Genomic DNA, 22873 nt, shown 5'->3' with positions numbered 1-22873 from the left:
GCCTACTCGCCGCTCCCCGCCGGCTCGATCACGCCGTACATCAGGCCCCCGTACGGCCCGTGGTCCCAGGTCCCGGCGTAGCGCTCGTCGTAGAACAGGACGCGCGCCCCGAACTGATCGCCCAAACCCGGGATCTCGAAGTCGGTAATGCTGACCATGGGCGTATCGCCGGCCCAGACCATCGGCACGACCACCGGCAGCGTGACGTCCACCGTCATGTAGACGACGCGGACGTCGAAGCGCCAGCGGTCGCCCTCCCCCTCGAGCTTCGAGACGCTCGCGATCTCGTACCGCTCCGGGTTCTTGTCGCGACTGACGCCCTCGACCTCCTCGAGCCCGGAGATGTTCTGGATCGTGAAGTGCCCCACCAGGTCGACGTTCTGCATCCGCTCGGCGAACACCCGCTCCCGCTCCGAGAGCTCCTCCAGCGGAACGGTACGCCCGACGCCGGTCACGCCGGTCACCCATCCGATGCCGTAGCCAAGGCCGAGCAGCACGAGACCGGCTACCGCAGCGACGATCCAAAGAAGCGACTTCTTCATTGCAACCCCTTTCGTCAGGGGCGTGAGGTTATGCCACTTGGGCGTCCATCGTGACCCACTTCGGCGAAGAACACTTCGGAACGGCTGGCACCGCCGTGCAGACCGCCCGGCCCGGGGCGTACTTCATTCCAGGTCAACGCGAAGCCTTCGCCGAGCGCCTCGATCGCCGGAACGAACTTGAGCCCGTCTCCGCTCGACAGCCGTCGCGGTTCGCCGAGCGGAGAGCCGCTCGCATCGAGGGCCAGGAAGAAGATCTGCCGGCCGCCGTCCACTTCGTCCGACCAGGCGAGGCCGAAGCCGCCCGAACCGGCGGCTGAGTACGCAATGTAGGCGCCGATCGTCTCGCCCGGACTTTCCGTGACGCGTCGCGAGCCGTCGTCGATTCCGGCACCCGCTTCCGCGTCTCGCCACAGTCCCTCCAAGGGCCCGGTCCACAGGTAGACCTCCCGGTTGCCGTTCTTCTCGTCGAACCAGGTCAGGGCGGCCCGGTCCGGCCCCAGGGCGATGTCGGGGTACTTGGAGGCGTGGCCGTCCTCCCGAGTCAGCCGCACGCTGCGCACACCGGCGCCGTCGACGCGCGCGATGTACAACTCCTCCGTCCGCCGTCCCCCCGCCGCGTCCCAGACCACCACCGCGGCGCCGTCGGGAGCGAGCGTCGCGTTCAGGTTCCAGGTCGTCGTGCCGGCCAGGCGGAGACGCAGCGGCTCACCGAGCATGTCGCCGTCCCGACCCCACCAGGCAGCCATGACCGACTCCCACTCGTCACGTCGCTCGATCCAGGCGCAGAAGACCCGGCCCCGCTCCCCGTCCGCGACCACCACCGGGTTGCGGCTCGAACCTTCATGCGCTTCCACGGGTGTTTCCCAGACGAACCCTCGCTCAGCCGTCCACAGACCCAGTCGGGCCTCCAGGTCACCGGTAGCCGATTTCTCGTACCAGGCGACCGCCAGACCCTCGCCCAGTCGATCGATCGACACTTCGTAGGACTCGGCTCCCGACCGCGTGAGCCGAAGCTCCGGCGACAGTCCGTCTCTGCCCGAAGCGGTTACGCCCCCTCCCGGCTCCACGCCGACCAACCGCAGATAGATCTCCGCGTTGCCGTCGCGGTTGTCGTACCAGGCAACAGCGGCGCCACCGCTCATGGCGGCGAGCGCAGGCTCGTACGCCCCCGCGCCGCTCTCGCTGACCTGCAGCGGACCGGGTCCAGCGCACGAAACGAGGACCAGGAGGGCCAGAGGCGAGACACCTGAACGAAGTGCGGCAGGCCGGGTCATCGTTGGGGTTTTACCAGTCCTCCCGCACGGCTACCATCACACGGTCTGATGCGACATCTCAAAACTGCCAGTTGGCCGGTGGCGGCCGTCCTCCTGCTCGCCGGTGCCGCCCGCGCCCAGGAGTTGACCGGCGACCCCTGGTCCGACATGGACTACGGGCGCTTCAAGGTCCACTCCTACATCGTCGAACCGGGCAACAACGCGAACAAGGGCATCGCGATCCGGGTCGACGAAGGTCCGGGCGGGATGGCCAAGGGCACCGAATTCCTGCTGTTCGACACCGACACCCTGCGCTGGGCCGCGGGCTGGACCGGTCCCGGCTTCATGGACTGGAACTCGATCAACTACAACGGCAGGCACGTGGTGGAGCCTTCGATCGTCGGCGAGCTGCTGTTCACGAACCCGGACGCGCCGGGCTGGTCAAGGGCGGGCCACGACTTCCAGGACACTCGGATCACGGGCCGCGGGGGCCGCCGTTTTGGGCCGCAGGATCCCGACGTCGCCCGTTGGCTCGGTCACTACATCCATGGCTCTCAGGTCGTGCTGCACTACCGGCTGGGCGACACGGAGATCCTGGAACTCGGCACCTCGGAGGGCGGCGGGCTGTTCGGCCGAACACTGAACATCGGGCCCAGGGACACGGACCTTGTCGTCCAGGTGGCGCACCAGCAGGGCGGGCGGGCCTGGCGCGACGGCGAAGCCGCCGGCTTTCGCAAGCCCCGAGCCAACGCAGCGGATCGAGGCGAGCAAAGCGGACCCATCGCTGCGGCTCTCGTCGGCGCGCCGTCAGCCGTCCAGTGGGTCGACGACGCCGACGACGACATCCGCCTGCGCGTTCCGGCCGGCGATGAACCGGTCCGCTTCAAGATCGTGATCGGGCGACGCGGCCGGTCGAACGCGGGATTCCTGGCCAGAGCCTCTGGCGTACAGCCGGCCGTCGATCTCGGGGCGCTGACCGGGGGCGGTCCGGCGAACTGGACCGAGACGGTCACGACCGAGAGCCGCGTGCTGGGCCGCCGAGGCGGTCCCTACGAACTCGAGGCGATCACCACGCCGCTCGACAATCCCTACCGCTCCTGGATGCGACTCGGCGGCTTCGACTTCCTCGACGGCGGCCGGCGTGCCGTGGTCGCGACCTGGATGGGCGATGTCTGGCTCGTCGACGGGCTGGGCGGCGAAGAGATCGGCGCTGTGACCTGGAAGCGCTTCGCCACAGGGATGTACGAGCCGCTCGGCGTGAACACCAGGGGCGGAGAGATCTTCGTCACCTCGCGCGACCAGATCACCCGCCTTCACGACCTGAACGGCGACGGCGAGGCGGACCGCTACGAGGCGTTCAACCACGACGCCCAGACCTCGGCCCACTTTCACGAGTTCGCCGTCGGCCTGGAGGCGGACGCGGAAGGCAACTTCTACTACGCCAAAGGGGCCGGCCACGATTTCGATGCGCGCGTACCGCAGCACGGCACGATCCTCAAGGTCGCCGCCGACGGCTCCTCGACCGAGATCGTCGCCAACGGCTTCAGGGCGCCCAACGGCCTGGTGGTCAACCCGGACGGCAGCGTCATCGTGACCGACCAGGAGGGTCACTGGATCCCGGAGAACCGGATCAACTGGGTCGAGCCGGGCAGTTTCCACGGCTACATGCGGGCCTGGCGCGAGCCCGACCGCGATCCGGACGACTTCGTGCAGCCGGTGACCTGGATCCACCACGACGTCGACCGCTCCCCGTCAGCGCCGGTATGGGTGCGGAGCGACCGCTGGGGCGAGCTGGACGAGTCGTTGATCTACCTCTCCTACGGGAACGGCAAGATGTTCCTGGTGCTCTTCGACCAAGCGTTCGCCCGGGGCGCTTTCCCGGAGGGCGACGGCCCGCCTCGCCAGGCTGCCGTCACCGAACTGCCGGTGACGGCCGCGCCCACCGGCCTGATCCGGGGTCGCTTCAACCCGGCCGACGATCATCTGTACGTCTGCGGCCTGTTCGCCTGGGCGGGCGACCGCACCCAGCCGGGCGGCTTCTATCGCGTGCGGCGCACGGACGAACCCCTGCGCATCCCCATGACCTACGAAACCGCCCGCGACGGCATCGTCGTCCGTTTCACCACCGCGCTCGACCCGGAGGTCGCCGCCGACCCGGGCAACTACTCGATGCGGATCTGGCGGTACCTCCGCCAGGCCAGCTACGGCTCGGAGGACTACCGCGTACTGGGTGAGGGAGTGGGCGAAGACGTTCTCGCGATCCCGTCCACTACTCTTTCGGGAGACGGCCGCTCCATCTTCATCGAGATTCCGGACATCCTGCCGGTGCAGCAGTACCACCTGGAGATGAACCTCCTAAGCGCCGACGGCGACCGGATCCGCGAGTTCGTCCACGGCACGATCCACGAACTGGGCCCCCGGGGCGGCGCCGAGATCCTCGCGGGCGCCGACTGAACCGGGCGCCGGACTCAACGTGCGCTTTCGCGGGCTCGCCGCCTTGCCCCTGCTGGCGGCGACGTGCGTTGGCCCGGTGTCCGGACAGCTCACGCAGGCGGCCGCGGGCGATCTCGACCGGCCCGGCCTGGAACTCGTTCTCCGCTCACGCGCCAGCGAGACGACGGACGCCCGCGTCGCGCGGCTGGCCGCGCTCTACGTACCCGAGGGTGAACCGTCGAGCCCGTTCCTGGAACCCGGCGCCTTCGAGGCCACCTTCCGCGGCGCGATCGAACTCGAACTGAACGACTCCTTTCGCTTCGCCGTCCGCGGCAACGGCGGCGTCCGCTTGAGCGTCGGTGGGCAGGTCGTTATCGCGCGCGACGCTCTGCCGGTCGACGGCACGCCGGCCTCCACCGCCAGCGAACTGCGGCTGAACAAGGGTCTCAACCCGATCGAACTGGTCTACCGCAGTCCGCCCCGCGGCGACGCTTCGATGCGTCTCGCCTGGAGCAACGACTATCTCCCGGAGGAGCCGGTGCCCCCAGCGTCGCTGCGCCACCCTGGTTCGACGGCGCTCGACCGCGGCCGATCCCGGCGGGCGGCGCGTGATCTCGTTGCCGAGGACGCCGTGTCTCTCGCCCGGGTCGTGCCGGCCGAGTACGCGGAACGCCGAATTCGGCGAGACGGTTGCCTCGTCTGTCACAGCAGGGACGGCGCGCCCGCCTCCGGGCCGCCGGCCCCTGACGCCGGGCCGACCCACGCTCCCCCGGACCTGACCTGGGCCGGCGAGAAGTTCCGCGGAGACTGGCTGGCGGACTACCTGGCAGGCCACCCCGCCGATCTTCCGCGCCCACACCCGGAAGTGCGAGCGACCGCCTCCCCCGACGAGACCGACCTCTTCGCGGTCGGGCTGCACCATCAGCACGGGCTGGCCGCGTCGCCGCCCGAGCCCGAACCCGTAGACGCCGAGCTTGCCGCGGTCGGCAGCGACCTCATCCGCGGCGACCGCCTCGGATGCCATGCCTGCCACGCCCTGGGCGACGAACCGGCGCTGGGCGGCGAGGGCGCCGAGGAGGCAATCAACTTCGACCTCGTCCGCCGGCGCCTGCGGCGACCGTTCTTCGACTGGTTCCTCCGCGATCCCCAGCGCATCCTGCCGGGCACGAAGATGCCCCAGTTCGTCGACGAGGACGGCTACACCGGGCTCTACGATGTGTTCGACGGCGAGGCGGCGCGACAGTTCGAAGCGATCTGGCACTACCTGGGCGCGATCGACTGAAGCGGATGCCGCCTTACACTGCCGCCATGCGACGAAGCACCTTCATCCTCGGACTGGCACTTGCAGCCTGCACGGCCGCGCAGGAGGCGCCGCCGAACTTCGAACCGGCCTCGACGGTCGCGGAGAATCTCCGCCAGCACCGCGCCTTGCCCGATCCCGCCGACGAGGTCTGGTGGACGGAGACCGGCGAGGCGATGGCCTGGCGCAACCGGAACCTCCACCAGGTCGTGCCGACGGTGAACGTCTACCGCGACGGCCCGGTCAGGGAGCTGGCGGTCCGGCCGTTGGCCGCGATCGCCAATCACCCGGTCGACATGCCGGCCGGCGAGACGACGTTCGACGCTTACCTGCACGGTGAACACTCGACGACGATGGGCATCGTCATCCTGCACCGCGGCGACATCGTCTTCGAGCGCTACCCGCGGATGCAGCCCCACGAGAAACCGATCTGGTGGTCGGTCACCAAGGTCCTCCCGGCGACCCTGGTGGCGATCCTCGAGAACCGCGGACTGGTCGACGCCACCCAGCCCGTCGAACGCTACGTGCCCGCGCTCAAGGGTTCGGACTTCGAGGGCGTCACCGTCCGCAACGTGCTCGACATGGCCTCCGGCGTCGACTGTCCGGACGGCGACTACAGCGACCGAAGCACCTGCTACTACCAGTTCGAGGCCTCGCTGGGCGACGCGGTGCGGAGCGAAAAGACGCCGGACGACCCCTACACGATGCTCTCCACGCTGAACGTGGGCCGCTGGGCCGAGCAGGGCAAGGGATTCGACTACAGCGGCACGAACACCTTCGTCGCCGGCTGGCTGGTCGAGGAGGTCACCGGAATGCCGTTCCAGGATGCTCTGAGCCGCGAGGTGTGGACCCGGATCGGCGCCGAGGCGGACGCCTCGATCTACGCGAACCGCTACGGCATTCCGCTGACTTCCGGCGGCCTGCTGGCAAGGCCCCGGGACGTGGCCCGTTTCGGCCTCCTCTTCACGCCGAGCTACGGCAAGGTCTCATCGGAGCGGATCGTGCCCGAGGAACACATCGACCTGCTGCTCCACGGCGGCCGCTCCGAACTGTTGGAGAACGCCCGCTACGGCGGCAGGCCGCCCGGCGTGAGACACAACGTCTACCAGTGGGACCTCGTGTTCACGAACAACGACATCTACAAGGGCGGCTGGGCCGGCCAAGGGCTGCTGGTCAATCCGGAGCGCGACGTCGTCGCCGTGTGGGTCGGCTACACCGCGGCGGACTCGGACCCGGACACGTATCCCCTGCTCCCGCGGGTGCGGGCTGTGCTCGACGGCGTGTTCGGCGCGGAGAACGCCGACCGCTGAGTTGTAGCGCTGGCGGCGCTCTACTTGCGCGCCGCCTGACAGCGGGCGAACTCAACGCCTATGCCCGGCAGCTCGTCCTCCAGGAGGGGCACCGACTCGATCGCCGGGCCGGCACCGTGCTGGCCGCTCGCGAGTCTGGTGCTCATGTTCGTGAAGGTCTCGAGCAGGGTCTTCGCGGTACGGGGCGTCACGACCCCGGCGCCCATGCCGAAGGGCGGCTGCGGATCGCTGACGCTCTTCTGGACGACCGTGACCGTTCCTTCCTCGTCGCCCGGCGAGACGAACCAGCGGGTGCGCATGCAGAGCACGCGCTTGCCCTTGAAGGCAGGCGTCTGATCGTCGGCGCCGACCATGTCGCCAACAACGTGGCCCTCGGCGGTCCGCCACCACGCCGCGCTGTTCATCGAGATCCGCCGGGTGATGCCCTTGCCCGACACGCGCTGGCGGAGGGTCTGGAACGGGGCGTCGAGTGGCGTGGCCGTTTCTTCCGTGCACATGGCCTGCCAGTCGGAGCAGGCGGCCGCATCGTCCAGAAGAGCGATGACCGCCGACATCGAGCCGGGCACCGTCATCTCGGCGCGCACGAGAGGGTAGTCGGCGTCGTCGATCGGGCAGGACTCGACGGTGACGGGGCCTTCGGCCTCCCGCGGTTCGCACTCGGCGATGGTCGAGGCCGGCAGGGCGGCTAGAGAGACGAGGGCAAGTGCCGCGGGCTTAAGCATCGGTCAGGGACTCCGGTAACGCAAAGGCAATCAACTCATCGGGGATCCGGCGATTGCGGGCGCCGCCCCCGGCGATGACGATGTACTGCCGGCCCTCATGCATGTAGGTCATCGGCGGGCCGTGCAGCCAGACGTCCGTTCTCACTTCGGCGAGCAGTTCGCCTGTCGCCTTGTCGTAGGCGCGGAGGAGGCCGCCGCTGCTGGTGCGGGGATTGTCCTCGTCGGGCAGGGCCACGAAGCCAATCAGGAGCGTGCGGGTAACGAGCAGGCCGCCATCCGCCGGCATGCCGAAGTAGATCGTGCCCATATCGCCGAGGTTCAGGTGCGCGATGGCCGGATGGTTCTTCGGACCGGGACCGACAGGAATGCGCCAGAGGTGCTCGCCGCGATTCAGGTCGATCGCGGTAATCGTCCGATAGGGCGGCTTCGTCAGCGGCAGGCCCCGCGGTCCACGCGTGTCGACGTAGTCGATCACGTACCGCCAGTCCGGACGGCGCGCCGCGTCCGGCTCGATCAGCGACATCCCGGTGGGCCGGTTCTGCGACTCGACGAAGAGCACGCCGGTCCTCGGGTCGACGGACGCTCCGGGGTGGTTCGCGCCGCCGGCGGCCCCCGGGACGACCATCACGCCCTCCTTGCCGCCCTCGCCCTTGACGATCAGGGGCGGGAACATGGGCGCGAGCACCAGCTTCTCCGCGATCTTCAGTGCCTCTTCGCGCAGTTCCGGCGTCCAGTCGATCAGGTCATCCTCGCTGACGCCCTGCCGCTCGAAGGCAGGTGGCTTCGTCGGGAACGGCTGCGTCTCTGACAGCTTCTCGCCTGGCACCGTCGACTTGTGATTCACCGGCCGGTCCTCGATCGGCCACACCGGCTCGCCGGTGGCGCGGTCGAACACGTACGTGAAGCCGGTCTTCGAGACTTGCGCGACGGCCTTGATCAGCTTGCCGTCGACGACGATGTCGAGCAGATTCGGAGCCGACGCGATGTCGTAGTCCCAGATGCCGTGGCGGACGGTCTGGAAGTGCCAGACGCGCTCGCCCGTCTCCGCGTCGACGCAGACGAGGCTCTCGGCGAACAGGTTGTCGCCCGGCCGGTCGGCGCCGTAGTAGTCGTTCGACGGCGTACTGGTCGGCAGGTAAACGTAGCCGAGCTCGTGGTCCGCGCTCATCGACGTCCACACGTTCGCGTTGCCGGCCGTGCGCCAGGACTCCTTCTCCCAGGTCTCGACGCCGTACTCGTCGTCCCGCGGGATCGTGTTGAAACGCCACTTGAACTCGCCCGTGTGGACGTCGTAGGCGCGGACGTGGCCGGGCGGCGCGTCGCTCCGTATCGAGTAGTCGAAGATCTTCGAGCCGACGATCACGCTGTTGCCGACGACGATCGGCGGCGCGCCGTGAGTGATGTGCCGGATCGCGTACTCGCCCGGGCCGAGGTCCTGGGCGAGGTCGACCACGCCGTCCTCGCCGAACGCACGATCCGCCTGGCCCGTGGCGGCATCGACCGAGACGAGCTGGCGGCCGATCGTAGCGACAAACAGGCGCTCCTTCTCACCGTCGGTCCAGTACTCGATGCCGCGGGCGCCGACTGGCCGCATCGTCGTGCCGCCGCGCTCCCAGGTCTTCGGGTTGTACACCCACTTCTGCTCGCCGGTCGCCGGGTCGAGCAGGGCCACCTGGCCCAGGCTGGTCGGTGCGAACAGGCGACCGCCGATCATCAGAGGCACGGAGCGGTAAAAGCCTGTGTCGTAGCCAGGTAACACGTCCAGCGGCACCTCGTGGTCGGCGGTCCGCCAACGCCAGGCAATCTCGAGCCGGCCGAAGTTCGAGCCGTCGATCTGGGTCAGCGGCGAGTAGCGGCTGGACGTGTGGTCGCCGCCGTGGTGCTGCCACTCCCCGTGGGTGGACTTGCCGTGCTCCCTCGTCTCCGCCCCGACCGGCACGGAGGTGAGCCCGATCGACCAGGCGATGCCCAGTCCCACGATGCGGAGCACGTTCATCGAATGCGCTAACCTACCGCACACGAACCCAGACCGAGAAAGGCACTTCCTCATGCCCGAACAAGACCTGAGCCGCCGCAGCGTGCTCGGTGCCGCAGCGGCCGGCGCCGGCTTGATGATCGTCCCCCGCCACGTCCTCGGACGCGGCGAAGAGGCGCCCAGCGACAAGCTGAACATCGCGGCGGTCGGTGCCGGCGGCAAGGGCCGCAGCGACGTCGCCGGCGTCGCCAGCGAGAACATCGTCGCCCTCTGCGACATCGACTGGAAGCGCGCCGAGGAGACGATGAACGCCCACCCGGATGCGGCCCGCTACCACGACTACCGCGAGATGTTCGACGCACACAGCGAACTCGACGGGGTGCTGGTCTCGACCGCCGACCACACGCACGCCGCGATCACCATTGCGGCTCTGGAGCGCGGCCTCCACGTCTTCACGCAGAAGCCCCTGACGCGCACGATCGGAGAGGCGCGGATGGTCGGCAAGGCGGCACGCAAGGCCGGCACGGCGACCCAGATGGGCAACCAGGGCCACGCCGCGGAGGGCACGCGCCTGATCCGCGAGTGGATCGAGGGCGGCGTGATCGGCGAGGTGAACCGCGTCGAGTACTGGACCAACCGGCCGATCTGGCCCCAGGCGATCAAGCGCCCCAAGGAAGTTCACGAGGTGCCCGACCACGTCAAGTGGGACCTCTGGCTCGGCCCGGCGCCGGAGCGCCCCTACCACCCCGACTACTACCACCCGTTCGCCTGGCGCGGCTGGTGGGACTTCGGCACGGGCGCCATCGGCGACATCGCCTGCCATGCGATGGACGCGGCGTTCTGGATCTTCGACCTGCGTGATCCCTCGTCCGTTTACGCCGAGTCCACGCCGTTGTTCAAGGAGTCGGCACCGGCCGCCACACGGATCACCTTCGAGTACCCGGCCCGCGGCAACCGGCCGAAGATGACGGTCGTCTGGCGCGACGGCAACCTGACGCCGGCGATGCCCAAGGTGTGGGAGGGCAAGTGGCCGCCGCGCAACAGCGGTCAGCTCTTCGTGGGCACCGAGGGCGTGATCGTCGCCGACATCTACGCCGGAAAGCCCACGATCTACCCGTCTAAACTGCACGAGAAGATCACGAAGAACCCGCTGCCTCAGGTCTACGAGCGGACCGAGGGGCACTACAAGCAGTGGATCGACGCGATCAAGGCGGGCACGACGAATCCCGACGGCTCCAACTTCGCCGATCACGCGGGTCCGATGACCGAGACCGCGCTGCTCGGCAACCTGGCGGTCCGCAGCCAGCAGGAGATCGTCTGGAACCCGAAGAAGCTGAAGGTGACGAACGGCGTCGAAGTGCCGCCCGAGTACATCCAGCCGACCTACCGGGACGGCTGGACGCTGTAGCGAAGGAGGCCGTCAGCCGGACTGCTGGACGGCGGTGACCGCGGCGTCGCGATCCGGCTCGATGCCCACGATCAGGCTGAAGCCTGAAACCTCGAACAGTTCCTTCACTTCGTCGTTCAGCCCGCAGACGGCGAACTTCCCGTTGCAGGTCTGCAACTGACGAGCCACGACCAGTACGACGCGGAGGCCGGCGCTGCTCATGTAGCGGGTACGGCTCAGGTCGAGGACGACCGCCTCCCCGCCCTCCGCGATCCCGGACGTCATCGCCTGCTCCAGGTCCGGAGCGCTCGAGGCGTCGACCCGCCCTTCCGGCACCCAGACGGTCACGTCGCCAACCGTCTCGCCCCCGATCGCCGACTTCCCGATCTTGATGCTCTCGATCACCTGCACACCTCTTCGCGTCTTGTTTGTTCTCAGTAAAACGGATGATGCGCCGTCGCCGTCGCGGCGGCAATGTCCTGAACGGATTTCTGGATCGCCCGACCCATCGCCTGGCCGATCAGATCGAAGCCGCGCACGAGTTCGATCCGGGCCGCGGCGTGCCGTAGCTCCTGCGGGCTCAGGATGACCTGGAACGCGTTCGACGCGTCGGCCAGGCAGATGAGGGCGACATCCCTGGGCGCTGGAATCCGGTCGCTCAGGAGCACGTCGAGGATGCGCAGCTTGACCTCCCGCTCCTCCCGGTCGTCGATCATCGGATAGCGACGGCTGCCGAAGACCCACAGGAAGCTGCGATCCTCGACCCGGAGGATTCCCCGCTCGACCAGGCGCGCCAGGGCCGCCTCCTGGACCTGCTTGCTCCTGGCCGAGAGACGCACCACCCAGGTGCGGGCGTCGGCCTCGTCGCCGGCCTCCGTGATCTCCGCCAGCGGGCCGTCCAGTATCTCCTCGCCCACCGGCGTCGAATCGACGACGACGAGTCGCTGGAGGTCGCAGTCCAGGCGTCCGCGCAGCGCGAGGTCCATCAGGATCGCGCCGGCGACCAGCAGCTCCATCACGTTGGGCGCAACGCGCTTCATCGCGCCGGATTCGTCGTCCAGGAGAAGAAGCAGAATCTCCTCCACGAATGTCAGGTGGGGGTTCTGACTCACGTGAGTATGGGGCTCGCAGTTCGTTTCACGAAGAGGTCATCCGCTGCGGAATCCTACAGGAAGGAAGCGCTCGGGAAGGACGCGCTCCTCTAGATTCCCGCCGTGTCCACCTGACCCGTCGGTGCCTGGCTGTCGCTGCTGACGATGACCGTGAGGACGTCCGTGTCGTGGTACTGCTGGTGCTGCACCGAGGTCGACACGTGCCGCAGCAGCCGCAGCGACAGCTCGTTCTCGATCGGGACGGGGGCATCGGGCGCCATGACCACCAACCGGTCCTCGATGTTGCTTCCACCGGGCGCCGCGATGAACTCGAGTTCGGCCGTCTGACGGTCGACTCTCGCGACCACGAGAAGGCTGCGCTTCCGGCCGCCCTCCTCCTCGTCGAGGCCGGCCAGGCTGAGCAGCGCCTCTTCGCCGGCCGACCAGAGGCGATCGCAGGCCTCGGGCGTCCACCGCGCCCGTTCCGCCAGGGTCCGGAGAAAGCCGCCGATCCGTGAGGCCGACCTGGGCGTGACCTCGACCTCGAGCCGCCGGCGACGCGGGCCGGTCGATTCGAGGAAGGCGGTCAGACCGATGGCGGTCAGACCGCCGGCGGTCATGCCGTTGCCCAGGATCGAGGCCGCCCAGCCGCCGAGCTGGTCGCTGAAGATCAGGCCGTTCTCGAAACCGACGCCGATCCAGAACGACACGCCGATCACCAGGGCTTTCCGGTAATCGATCCCCCCGTGACCGGCGATACGGGCCCCGAGCACGAACAGGATGGCGATCAGAACCAGCCCGTACGCGCCGACGACCGGACCGGGAATCGCGAGAATCAGGGAGAGCGCCTTGGGCAGGAAGGCCAGGCCGAGGAAGATGATCCCGATCCACATCCCCACCCGGCGCGAGGCCACACCGGTGAGTTCCGTGACCGAGATGCTGCTCGAGTACGTCGTGTTCGGCACGGTGCCGGCGATCCCGGACAGCAGGTTGCCCAGTCCGTCGGCGGCGACGGCACCCTGCACCGCCCGGTAGTCAGGCGCCCGCGGCGTCCGCCAGGAGACACGCTGGATACCCACGGCATCACCGATCGTCTCCACCGCGCCGATCAACGTGACGATGACGAAGCCCGGCAGCAACGCCCAGAAGGCCGGCCCGAAGGACAGGTCGAACCCGGGCCAGCCGCCGGCCGGGGCGCCGATCCAGGCCGCCGCGGCCACCTGCTCAAAATCGTAGAGCCCGAGAAACGCGGCGACGATCGAGCCAGCCACAACGCCCGCGACCGGCGCCCACAACCGTCCAATCCCCCTGGCCCGCAGGCCGAACCCGGCCATGACAGCGATGGCCACGACGAACGTGATCGGACCGGCGGCACGGGGCGCATCGTCGGGAACCAGGGTCAACTGGTTGAACATGATCGGCATCACGCTGACCGAGATCAGCATGATGACCGTGCCCGTGACGGTCGTCGTGAACAACCTCCGCAGCAGCAGGAGCCGCGCGGAAAGCAGGAACTGGAACAGCGACGAGACGATGACCAGCTTGGCGAGGAGCATGGGACCGCCCTGGCTAAGGGCGGCGATGCTGACCGCGATGAACGCCCCCGACGTGCCCATGAGCAGGATGTAGCCGGCGCCGATCCGCCACAGACGCACCGCCTGCAGGATCGTGGCGATACCGCTCACGAAGATCGCCGCGAACACCGCCCAGGCCAGGTACTCGTCGCTGCCCCCGGCGGCACGTACGATGATCGCCGGCGTCAGGACGATGCCGGCGACGCAGAGAGTCGCATACTGCAGGCCCATCGTCGCGGCGAGAACTGTCGGCGGCCGGCCGTCCGCCTCGTAGCGAACGCCCGCGCCCGGGCTCTTTCCCGCGGCGGTCATGCCTGGTACAGCGGCGCGTCAGGCCGCCACGGAGACCGCTGGCCGGTGTAGACCGGCGGGCCGTTGCGGAAATGGGAGGCCTCGTCGAGCGTCTCGACGAAGGGCATCTGCCGCGGGTAGAGATCGCCGTCGCCGCGCGGCCGCGGCCCCGCCTTGGAGACGTGGCCCCAGAGCGGGTGGCCGACCACCTCCTCGGCGATATGCGCCGCCTCGATCAGCTTGTCGAGCCTGTAGCCCGTCTCGATCCCCAACTCGTGGCAGAAGTCGACGAAATCCTCCGTCGGCACATGGCCCGCCGCTCGGCCGTTGCCGCAGTAGGGGCAGCCCCCCATGCCGCCGATCGAGGTGTCGAACTCGCGCACGCCCAGCTTGAGCGCCTCGTAGTAGCTGACCATCGCCGCCCCTCGGGTGTTGTGCAGGTGGCAATGGAAGTCCGTGATCTCAGGCCAGCGCTCACGGATCGCCAGGAGCGTCTCCCGCACGGTGTGCGGCATGTTCCAGCCCATCGCCTCGATGATCGCGCAGCGGCTGACCCGGAAGCCGGCCTCGTGCCAGCGGTCGATCATCAGCGCCAGCAGGTCCATTCGCTGCTCGAGCGTGAACGCTCCCTCGAAGTTCGATCCGAACGGATTGCCGATCGCCACCGCGCCCGTCTCGGCCCCGCGGGCCCGGGCCTGTTCGATCACCCCCGGAATGCGCTCGATCTGCTGCGCCTGGGTCGCGTTGTAGTTGCGCCGGGCGAAGGTGTCGCAAAGCTCGACGTGGGTGCCGAACCTGCGCTGCCGGACGTCGAGCTTCGGGTACCAGCGGTCGGCGCGGTCGAATCCGATCTTGTTGAAGATCGCGGCGGTGTATCGCACGCCCGGCCTGGGCACGAAGCGCTCGGCGATCTCGTCGATGCAGGCCATCTGCGGCGTCCACTTGGGGTGCGCGTAGGAACCGATCGAGATCACCCTGGCGCCGGTCTCGCCCAGGGCGTCGAGCAGCCGGAGCTTGTCCTCGACGGGAATGTCGGCACTCTCGATCTGCAGACCCTCTCTCATCGTGTCGTCCGTGATCGTCACGGACTTCGGTAGCTGGCCCATCGCCTGAGTCCTCTCTTTCGTCTGTGCGCCGGCCTTCCGGCCGGCATCCTCTACCCTGATGGCTGTCAACGACCTGTCTACGGAACGCGTACCTTATCGTCGCGAGGGACAACGGAGCCCGGCCGTTGCCGGATTGCCCTGTGGCAGGATTCGATCCGTGCGAGGACGCCCGCTTCCCTACCTCGTCCTCGCCGCCGCAGCCACCGCCGTGCTGCTGCCCGGCATCGGCAGCCGCGACCTCTGGAACCCGGACGAACCGCGCTATGCCGAAGTCGCGCGGGAAATGCTGCTCGAGCCGCGGTCGATGGAGCACTTCCTGGTGCCCCGCCTGAACGGCGAGAGGTACGACCACAAGCCGCCGCTCCACTTCTGGAACATCGCCCTGTTCGGAGCCCTTCGTGGCGGCGTCGACGAGGTCGCCGCCCGTCTGCCGTCGCTGCTCGCGGGCATCGGCTCCGTGCTCGTCGTCTTCGCGCTCGCCGGGCGGCTGTTCGGCCGGAGGACCGCCTGGCTGGCGGCGTCGGTCTTCCTGACCTCGGCCCTGGTGATGTGGAACGGACGGGTCGGCCAGATCGACATGACGCTGACCTTCCTGGAACTGCTCGCCATCCTGTTCTGGGCCCGGGGCCGCTCTTGGGGGCCGGACGCCCAGGCCCAGGGTCCAGCGACCGGTGGCGGCAACCTCGCCAACCTTGCGTTCTTCGCCTGCCTGGGGCTGGCCACCCTGGCCAAGGGGCCAGTCGGGCTGATCGTGCCGCTCCTCGCGGTCGTCACCTGGCTCGCGTTCGAGCGCGACCGGGCCGGTATCGCCGATCTCCGACTGGGGCGCGGGCTGCTGCTCTGGGCCGCGATCGTCCTGGCCTGGTTCGGGCCGGCGGTGTGGCTTGCTGGAAAGTCCTACTTCGACGCCCTGATCCTCGACCAGACCGTGTCACGGTACGCCGAGGCGACCTACCACCCCCGGCCCTGGCACTACTACTTCCGGACCCTGCCCGGCACGTTCGCACCCTGGACGCTGCTGGCCCCGGTCGCGATCTACGCCGCCTTCCGCCGTTCCCGCCGTGATCCGGAGAGCCGCGAAGCCCGTGCGGTCCGATTCCTCCTGGTCTGGATCGCCAGCACGTTCGTCTTCTTCAGCGTGTCCGGCGGCAAACGGACCGTGTACCTGCTCGCGCTCGCTGCGCCGCTCGCGATGCTCACGGCCCACGGCGTACTCGCGATCCGGGACGGCTGGCCGCGCTATCGGACGGCATTCCTCGTCTCGGCGGCGGCCGTGCCGCTTCTCTTCGGGGTCGTCGTGCTGGCGGCGCCGGGTGCGGCGGCGGACCTGCCCGACGGTTCACTCCCTGAAGGAACCATCGCCTCGCTTCAGGCGGTTGCCGCCATTCCCCTCGTCGCGGGTCTGATCGGCCTGTACCTGGCGGCCCGGTGGCGGCCCGACCTGTTGATCGCTTGCCTCGCGACCGGCCTCGGACTCACCATGTCGGTGACCGCCGTACGGTTGCTGCCCCTGGGTGACGCCTTCAAGTCGGCCCGCGCCCTCTCCGCCGACCTGGTCCAGTGGGCGAAACCCGACGAGCCCTACGCGGTCTATCCTGTTCCCGATGCGGCCTTTCTCTTCTACACCCGCCGATTCGCGGTCGACCTCCACGGCGGCACCCTGGCCCATGACCAGGGCGACGAGGAGGCGCTGCGACGTTTCGTCGCCCGCACGGATCGGCCAGTCTGGCTTCTCATCGAACGGGACAATCTTGAGCGTCTTTCGCCTCCGCTCGACCTGGTCGAGGTCGCTCGCGACCACGATCCCGAGCAGGGGCACGTCCTGCTGACGACTCCGGAGGCGGCCGCCCGCGTTGCCGCGGCCGGAAGATCCGAGCGATGAACGACAGCCGGCGGCTTGCCGACCAGGGCCTCTTCCTGTTCCGGTACCGGAGCCTCTTCGTCGTGTTCCTGCTGCCCGCCGCGGCGTTTGCGATCCTCGAACGACGGTCAGCGGTGCTGCCTGCGGACCCGGGACTGGGCTGGCTCGCGCTGTGTCTCCTCGTGTCACTGCTCGGACTCGGGGTGCGGTGGGCGGCGCTGGGTTCCGCGCCTCCAGGCGCTTCCACCCGGAGCGTCAGGGCGCCGAGCGCGAGCCACCTGAACGTGACCGGCATGTACTCGCTCTGCCGGCACCCGGTCTATCTCGGCAACCTCTTCGTGCTGATGGGCTTCGCGCTCGCTCTGAAGTCGTGGTGGTTCGTGGTCGTGGCTCTGCTCGTCTACTGGCTACTCTACGAACGGGTGATCGCCGCCGAAGAGAGGTTCCTCGGCAAGCGCTTCGGCGTGGTCCACCGCCGCTGGTCGGAGCGAACGCCGGCCTTCTGGCCCCGGCCCCGATTGTGGCTGCCCCCGGAGACCCGCTTCAGTTGGCGCACGGTCGCCCTCCGGGAGTACAACTCCCCGCTGCTCATCGCCTCGATGTTCCTGTTCCTGCGGATGGTCGATCAGGTCGTCGTCGGCGGCCTCGGCCCGAAAGCGTGGCTCGCGCAGGACCTCGGCCTCGTGGCGGGGGTTCTCGGGCTGATGGTGCTGGTTTCCGTCGCGCGACAGGTGCGCAAGCGCGGACGTTCAGGCCACTAGGAATCTGCCGAGGAACCGATTCGTTGCAGAATCGGACGACGAAACCCGATGAACCCTCCGATGATCGCCCGCACCAGGATCGCATCCGTTCTCGCCGCGTCGCTACTCGTCCCGGCGGCCGGCACTGGCGTGGCCGTCGACGAGAGCAACGCCGACGAACCGCGGCCGGCCGCCGCCGCGCAGGAGGCCGCGACTCCCAGGCCGCTGGACACCCGCTTCGTCCGCTGGCTGGAGCGGGTCGGCCCGCTGATCAGCGACGAAGAACGCGAGTTCTTCGTCAGCCTGCCCGAGGACTACCGTCGCGAGGCGTTCATCCAGGCCTTCTGGAAGGCCCGCGACCCCGACCCGAGGACACCGCTCAACGAGCTCCAGGTGCTGTGGGAGGACCGGGTGGACGCCGCCCTTTCCCAGTGGGGCACGCTGGAGGACGCCCGCGCCCTGTTCTACCTGCTGAACGGTCCGCCGGGCCGCTTCGTCCTCCCGGACGGCCGGACCGCCGCCTACTGCCTGTCGCGGACCAGCGAGATGGAGATCTGGTTCTACGGCGGCAGCGACCGCACCGCGCGCCACTTCGTCGTCATCTTCCTGGCCACGAGCCGCAACCGACCCTACGTGTTCTGGCATGACAGCGTCGTCCGCCGCCCCGTCTCCCGCCGCGGGCTGCCCACCACGAACATCGCCGTGCTCTGCGGGGACGAGTGGTTCGGATGGGCCGCCCAGGCGGTCCAGCGGGATCTCGCCAGCAGCGGGGTCATCGAGGAGGTGTCCGGACCGCCCGAGGCGCCCGAGGAGTGGCTCGCGACCTTCGCCGCCTTCAACACCGACCTGCCGGTGGACGCCACGCGGTTCGACGTCGACATCGAGTGGGACTTCCCGGGCCGAAACCAGACACGCACCGTGACTCACGGCCTGGTCATGGTGCCGGGGGCGAGCGCCGGCCGCAGGAGCTTCCAGAAACGCGAGTACCACAGCTTCCAGATGACGGGCGAGGTGATCCGCGACGACCGCCTGTTCGAGACTTTCCGCTATCGCTTCGAGTTGCCCGCGAGCGGCGAAGAGGGGGACGCCGTTCCGCTGGTCTTCACGCGCTACCTCCGGCCCGGCGAGGTCCAGATCCGGCTCAAGATCGAAGATGTCTTCGGCCAGCAGTTCGCCATCGTCAACGAGACGATCGACGTTCCGAACCTCGAGGAGGCGCAATCGCTGCGGAGGACCATCCTGGAGACGTTCCCGGCTCTCGCCGAGGCCAATCAGGCGGCGGCCCGCGGCGAGCGCCTCCTGCGCCTGGTGCCTCCGCGGGACGAGCGCCTGCGCGTCGGCATGGTGCGCTTCTCCACCCATGCGATCGGCGATTTCGATGCCGTCGCCTTCTCGCTCGACGGCCGTGAGATCCTGCGCAAGCGCCGGCCGCCGTTCGGCGTGGAGCTGAACCTGGGCTCGCACCCGACCGAGCACCGGATTCGGGTGGAAGGCCTCAAGGACGGCAAGGTCGTCGCGTCGGACGAGATGTCGGTCAACCGCGGCGGCCAGCGCTTCCGCGCCCGGTTCATCGAACCGCGCTCCGGCGAGCAGTACCTGCAGAGCACGCGCGCGGCCGTCGAGATCGCGGTGCCGGACGGCGAGGAGATCGAGCGCCTCGAACTGTTCCTGGGCGAGGAACGGATCGCGACGCTCTACCAGCCCCCATGGGTCCAGCCGGTCGTGCTCGACGGTCCGAACCTGACCTACCTCCGCGCGGCCGCGTTTCTCGCCGACGGCAGCAGCACGGAGGACGTCGTCTTCATCAACAGCCCGAACCCGGTCGAGCGAATCGACGTGCAGTACGTCGAACTCTTCGCCAGCGTCGTCGACGAACGGGGCCGCCCGATTCCGGAACTGGAGCAGGATCGCTTCCGAATCGCCGAGGACGGCGTTCAGCAAACGGTTCGCCGCTTCGAATGGGTCGACGACACGCCCTTCCACGCCGGCCTGCTGCTCGATACATCGGCTTCGATGCAGGACTCGATCGACCAGGTGCGGGCCGCCGCCCAGCGCTTCGTCGACAACACGCTCCGGCCCAGGGACCGAATGGCGGTCCTCGCCTTCGCCAACCGGGCGCGGGTCGAGAGCCGGTTCACGAAAGACCGGGGCCAGCTCGCGCGGGCGCTGGCGGGCCTCAGGGCGACCGGCACGACGTCGCTCTACGACAGCCTCGTCTTCGCTCTCAGCTACTTCGATGGCATCAGCGGTCAGAAGGCCCTGCTCCTCCTTTCCGACGGCAAGGACGAGAACAGCTCCTTCACGTTCGAAAGCGCGCTCGAGACCGCGCAGCGTTCAGGGGTAACGATCTACGCCATAGGCCTCCGGGAAGCGGCGGTGGACCGAACGACGCGCCGGGTGCTCGAACGCATCGCCGAAGAGACGGGCGGCCAGGCCTTCTTCATCGACGGCGTCAGCCAGCTCGACGCGATCTACACGCGGATCGAGCGGGAACTGCGGAACCGCTACCTGCTCACCTACCAGTCGACCAGCAACAGGCCCGAGAGCGAGTTCCGGGTGGTGCGGGTCGAAGTCGACGCCCGCGACGCGGAGGTAAGGACGATGTCGGGTTACTACCCGTAGAAGCTACCGGCGACGGCCTTCACGCTGCCACCGCGTCCTCGCCGAACCGCTCCATCGCCTCCAGCGTCTCCCGCACGTCGTCCCAACTCGTCGAGTGGTTGATGATGCAGAGCCGAAGCGCGAAGGTCCCATGGAGAGACGTCGATGAGACGAAGGCTCGGTCATCCCAGAAGAGCCGCGCGAGAACTTCGCGGTTGACGCGGTCGAGAGTCTCCTGCTCCAGTCCTGCGCCCTCCGGGTTGACCCGCATGCAGACCATGCCGAGCGACGCCGGTGCCAGCGGTTCCAGGATGTGGCTCTGCCGGATGTACTCATCCGCCTGCGCAGCGAGTTCCATCCCCTTCGACACCGCCATTCGGAATGCGGACATCCCGAAGGTCTGGATTGACATCCAGATCTTCAGGGCCCGGAACGAGCGGCTCAGTTGGAGGCCACGATCGTTGATGTTCGGGTGGTTGGCGCCCCAGATCGTGTCCTGAAGGACGGTGGTACCAAACGCGAAGACGTCTTCGAGCTTGTTGGCATCCTTGACCAGGAGGCAGCCCACCTCGTAGGGCTGGAACAGCCACTTGTGCGGGTCGAGTCCGATCGAGTCGGCGCGCTCGATACCGCTCAGGGCCTCCCTGCCCTTATCGGTGATCGCCGCGAAGCCTCCGTAGGCCGCGTCCGTGTGTAGCCAGATGTCCTCCGCCTGGCAGTAGTCCGCCATCGCATGGAGCGGGTCGATCGCCCCGGTGCTGGGGGCGCCCGCGTTCGCGCAGACCGCGATCGGCTGAAGCCCCTTCGCGCGGTCCTCAGCCACGGCGCGAGCGAGCGCCGTCATATCCAGACGGAACTCCCCGTCTGTCGCAACCTTCCGAATGCAGTCCGGCCTGACGCCGACGATCATCGCGGCCCGCACCTGCGCACTGTGGCTCTGGTCGCTCATGTACACGGACGGGCGTCCGGGATTTCCGGCCGCTTCCCTGGCCGCGACGAACGCGTCCACGCTGGCGGCGGAGCCACCGCTGGTCAACAGTCCACCCGAGCTCTTCGGATAGCCGAGCCACTGCCGAAACCAATCCAGGACCGTGAGTTCGACCTGGCTCGGACCGCTCGCGACCAACCAGGTGCAGGCGTTCACGTTCCAGGCGGAGGCCAGGAAGTCCGCGATCACACCGGGCCACGTCGGCTCCGACGGAACGAATCCGAAGCAGCGGGGGTGGTCCAGCCGGGTCGTCATCGGGAGGATGTCCTCGACGGCCTGCTGCAGGACCTCTTCGGCCGGGCGGCCTTCCTCCGGCGGGTCCTCGAGCAGCAGTCGCTCGAGGCCTTCCTTGAACTCCCCGTCCCAGGCGCTCTCGCCGGGCAAACTCTCGATCCGGGTCACCGCTAACTCCGCCGCCTTTTCGGCCAGAGCCAGCATGGCTTCCTGCGACATCCGGAGGTCGGAAGGGCGTGACCCCATAGCTGTGGATTCTAGACGCTGGCGCGGTCAGTTAGCGGAATGCCGGCGCGACCTCCTCGATGAACCGGTCGAGGACCTCCTTCTGGCGATCCTTGCCGCCCAGGTTGAACGCCGGAACGATGAACTCGTGCACTCCGGCGTCCCGGTAGGCGTCGACCGCGTCGGCGATCTCCGAGACGCCGCCGATGTTCGACGGCATTCCCGTGCCGCGTGCCCGCACCTTGGACAGAAACGCCTCGTCGTCGCTCAGGAAGAGCAGTGCCACCGCCGACCGCTCGATCTCCGCCGGCTCCCGTCCCACGTTCTCGCAGTGGGCGTCGAGCACCGCCATCTTGTGCCTGAGGATGTCGGCTGTTCCCCAGACGTTCCACTCGTCGGCATGCTGGGCGGTGATCCGCAGGGTGACCTTCTCCCCGCCGCCGCCGATCATCAGCGGCAGCGGGTCCTGGACCGGCTTGGGCTCGAGCGGCGCATCGACGAGCTGGTAGGCGTCGCCAACGTAGCTCGCTCGCTGCGAACCGTAGAGCGCCTTGATCGTCCGGCAGGCCTCGTCCAGCCGCCGGAGCCGCTCGCCCATCGTGTAGAACGGGATGCCGTAGGCCAGGTGCTCGTTCTCCTGCCAGCCGGCGCCAAGGCCCAGCACCACCCGGCCGCCCGAGATGTGATCGATCGTCGCCGCCATCTTCGCCAGCACCGCCGGATGCCGGTAAGTGTTGCCGGTGACCAGTGGACCGAGACGCACGCGCGGCACCGCCGCCGCGAGAGCCGCGATCGTGGTCCAGCTCTCCGCCCACGGCGCCGACGTGTCCTCGCCGTTCGGCATGAAGTGGTCGGCGTACCAGATGCCATCCCAGCCGGTTGCCTCGACGTGCCGGGACATCTCCAGTAGATCGGGCCAGGGCATCGTGGGGGCGGGCCAGTAGCTGAAACGCATTCGCGGGACTCCGTGCAGTCACGTGGGCGGTGAGGGCGCGTACCTTACCGCGCCCTCAGGCGAGCGCGTCCAGGCGGCGCGCGAGGTCATCGACGTCACCGCGTTCCGCTGGCGGCGGCCTGCTTCTAGGGCCGGCACCCCCCCGGAAAGGCCACGACGTCGGTGATCGCGGGGGCCGGCATTCCCGGCACGTTGCCGTACTCCTTCGACGCGCCGGTCACCGTGTCCATCACCCGGATCACGTAGCCCAGGTCCGTCGTCGAAGCCCCGAACACCCACACGTGG

Annotated in this window: 17 protein-coding genes; 7 read left to right on the top strand and 10 right to left on the bottom strand. The window is 68.6% G+C overall.

Going from position 1 to position 22873, the window contains the following annotated elements; translation table 11 throughout:
* Positions 1-2 precede the first annotated feature (2 nt).
* Complete coding sequence (locus tag OXI49_00085; protein ID MDE2688894.1) at positions 3-542, bottom strand: hypothetical protein; 540 nt, start codon at positions 540-542, stop codon at positions 3-5.
* A 14-nt stretch (positions 543-556) separates the two neighbouring features.
* Entirely contained in the window at positions 557-1816 is a 1260-nt protein-coding gene (locus tag OXI49_00080; protein ID MDE2688893.1) for a hypothetical protein, read from the bottom strand.
* A 78-nt stretch (positions 1817-1894) separates the two neighbouring features.
* On the opposite strand from OXI49_00080, the gene OXI49_00075 reads away from it, so the two are divergent.
* From OXI49_00075 to OXI49_00065, 3 genes are all read left to right on the top strand, one after another.
* Positions 1895-4249: a cytochrome C oxidase Cbb3 gene (locus tag OXI49_00075; protein ID MDE2688892.1), complete on the top strand. Its 2355-nt coding sequence runs from the start codon at positions 1895-1897 to the stop codon at positions 4247-4249.
* A 76-nt stretch (positions 4250-4325) separates the two neighbouring features.
* Entirely contained in the window at positions 4326-5510 is a 1185-nt protein-coding gene (locus OXI49_00070; GenBank protein MDE2688891.1) for a PA14 domain-containing protein, read from the top strand.
* A gap of 26 nt (positions 5511-5536) precedes the next feature.
* Entirely contained in the window at positions 5537-6838 is a 1302-nt protein-coding gene (locus OXI49_00065) for a serine hydrolase (protein MDE2688890.1), read from the top strand.
* A gap of 20 nt (positions 6839-6858) precedes the next feature.
* Here OXI49_00065 and OXI49_00060 read toward each other — a convergent pair whose 3' ends face one another.
* Both OXI49_00060 and OXI49_00055 read right to left on the bottom strand, forming a co-directional pair.
* On the bottom strand, positions 6859-7560 hold the full coding sequence (locus tag OXI49_00060; protein MDE2688889.1) for a hypothetical protein: 702 nt from the start codon (positions 7558-7560) through the stop codon (positions 6859-6861).
* Positions 7553-9556, bottom strand: coding sequence for a PQQ-binding-like beta-propeller repeat protein (locus OXI49_00055; GenBank protein MDE2688888.1), 2004 nt, complete (start codon positions 9554-9556; stop codon positions 7553-7555). Before OXI49_00055 ends, OXI49_00060 begins: the two co-directional genes overlap by 8 nt.
* Positions 9557-9608: 52 nt before the next feature.
* Here OXI49_00055 and OXI49_00050 point away from each other — a divergent pair, with 52 nt between their 5' ends.
* Complete coding sequence (locus OXI49_00050) at positions 9609-10943, top strand: Gfo/Idh/MocA family oxidoreductase (protein ID MDE2688887.1); 1335 nt, start codon at positions 9609-9611, stop codon at positions 10941-10943.
* Between the two features lie 12 nt (positions 10944-10955).
* Here OXI49_00050 and OXI49_00045 read toward each other — a convergent pair whose 3' ends face one another.
* From OXI49_00045 to OXI49_00030, 4 genes are all read right to left on the bottom strand, one after another.
* Positions 10956-11327 carry an STAS domain-containing protein gene (locus tag OXI49_00045; GenBank protein ID MDE2688886.1) on the bottom strand — a complete coding sequence of 124 codons (372 nt, stop codon included), beginning with the start codon at positions 11325-11327 and terminating at the stop codon, positions 10956-10958.
* A 29-nt stretch (positions 11328-11356) separates the two neighbouring features.
* On the bottom strand, positions 11357-12034 hold the full coding sequence (locus tag OXI49_00040) for a GPP34 family phosphoprotein (GenBank protein ID MDE2688885.1): 678 nt from the start codon (positions 12032-12034) through the stop codon (positions 11357-11359).
* 89 nt (positions 12035-12123) lie between these two features.
* On the bottom strand, positions 12124-13899 hold the full coding sequence (locus tag OXI49_00035; GenBank protein MDE2688884.1) for a hypothetical protein: 1776 nt from the start codon (positions 13897-13899) through the stop codon (positions 12124-12126).
* Complete coding sequence (locus OXI49_00030; GenBank protein MDE2688883.1) at positions 13896-14984, bottom strand: citramalate synthase; 1089 nt, start codon at positions 14982-14984, stop codon at positions 13896-13898. Before OXI49_00030 ends, OXI49_00035 begins: the two co-directional genes overlap by 4 nt.
* A gap of 157 nt (positions 14985-15141) precedes the next feature.
* On the opposite strand from OXI49_00030, the gene OXI49_00025 reads away from it, so the two are divergent.
* Genes OXI49_00025 through OXI49_00015 form a run of 3 tightly spaced genes read left to right on the top strand, consistent with a single transcriptional unit; the run spans position 15142 to position 20207 of the window.
* Positions 15142-16866 (top strand): glycosyltransferase family 39 protein, encoded by a 1725-nt coding sequence (locus OXI49_00025; protein ID MDE2688882.1) that lies wholly within the window; start codon positions 15142-15144, stop codon positions 16864-16866.
* The gene (locus OXI49_00020; protein MDE2688881.1) at positions 16863-17606 is read left to right on the top strand and encodes an isoprenylcysteine carboxylmethyltransferase family protein; all 744 of its coding nucleotides are present in this window, start codon (positions 16863-16865) and stop codon (positions 17604-17606) included. The genes OXI49_00025 and OXI49_00020 overlap by 4 nt, the downstream gene beginning before the upstream one ends.
* A 48-nt stretch (positions 17607-17654) precedes the next feature.
* Positions 17655-20207 carry a VWA domain-containing protein gene (locus OXI49_00015; protein MDE2688880.1) on the top strand — a complete coding sequence of 851 codons (2553 nt, stop codon included), beginning with the start codon at positions 17655-17657 and terminating at the stop codon, positions 20205-20207.
* A gap of 19 nt (positions 20208-20226) precedes the next feature.
* On the opposite strand, the gene OXI49_00010 is transcribed toward OXI49_00015, so the two are convergent.
* Positions 20227-21654, bottom strand: coding sequence for a pyridoxal-dependent decarboxylase (locus tag OXI49_00010; protein MDE2688879.1), 1428 nt, complete (start codon positions 21652-21654; stop codon positions 20227-20229).
* 31 nt (positions 21655-21685) lie between these two features.
* Complete coding sequence (locus tag OXI49_00005) at positions 21686-22588, bottom strand: TIGR03560 family F420-dependent LLM class oxidoreductase (protein MDE2688878.1); 903 nt, start codon at positions 22586-22588, stop codon at positions 21686-21688.
* Between the last annotated feature and the right edge of the window lie 285 nt (positions 22589-22873).

It is taken from the genome of Acidobacteriota bacterium, assembly GCA_028875725.1.
Lineage (GTDB): Bacteria > Acidobacteriota > Thermoanaerobaculia > Multivoradales > Multivoraceae > Multivorans.
Note: the sequence above shows the minus strand (reverse complement) of the source record. Positions and strands in the feature narration are given on the sequence as shown.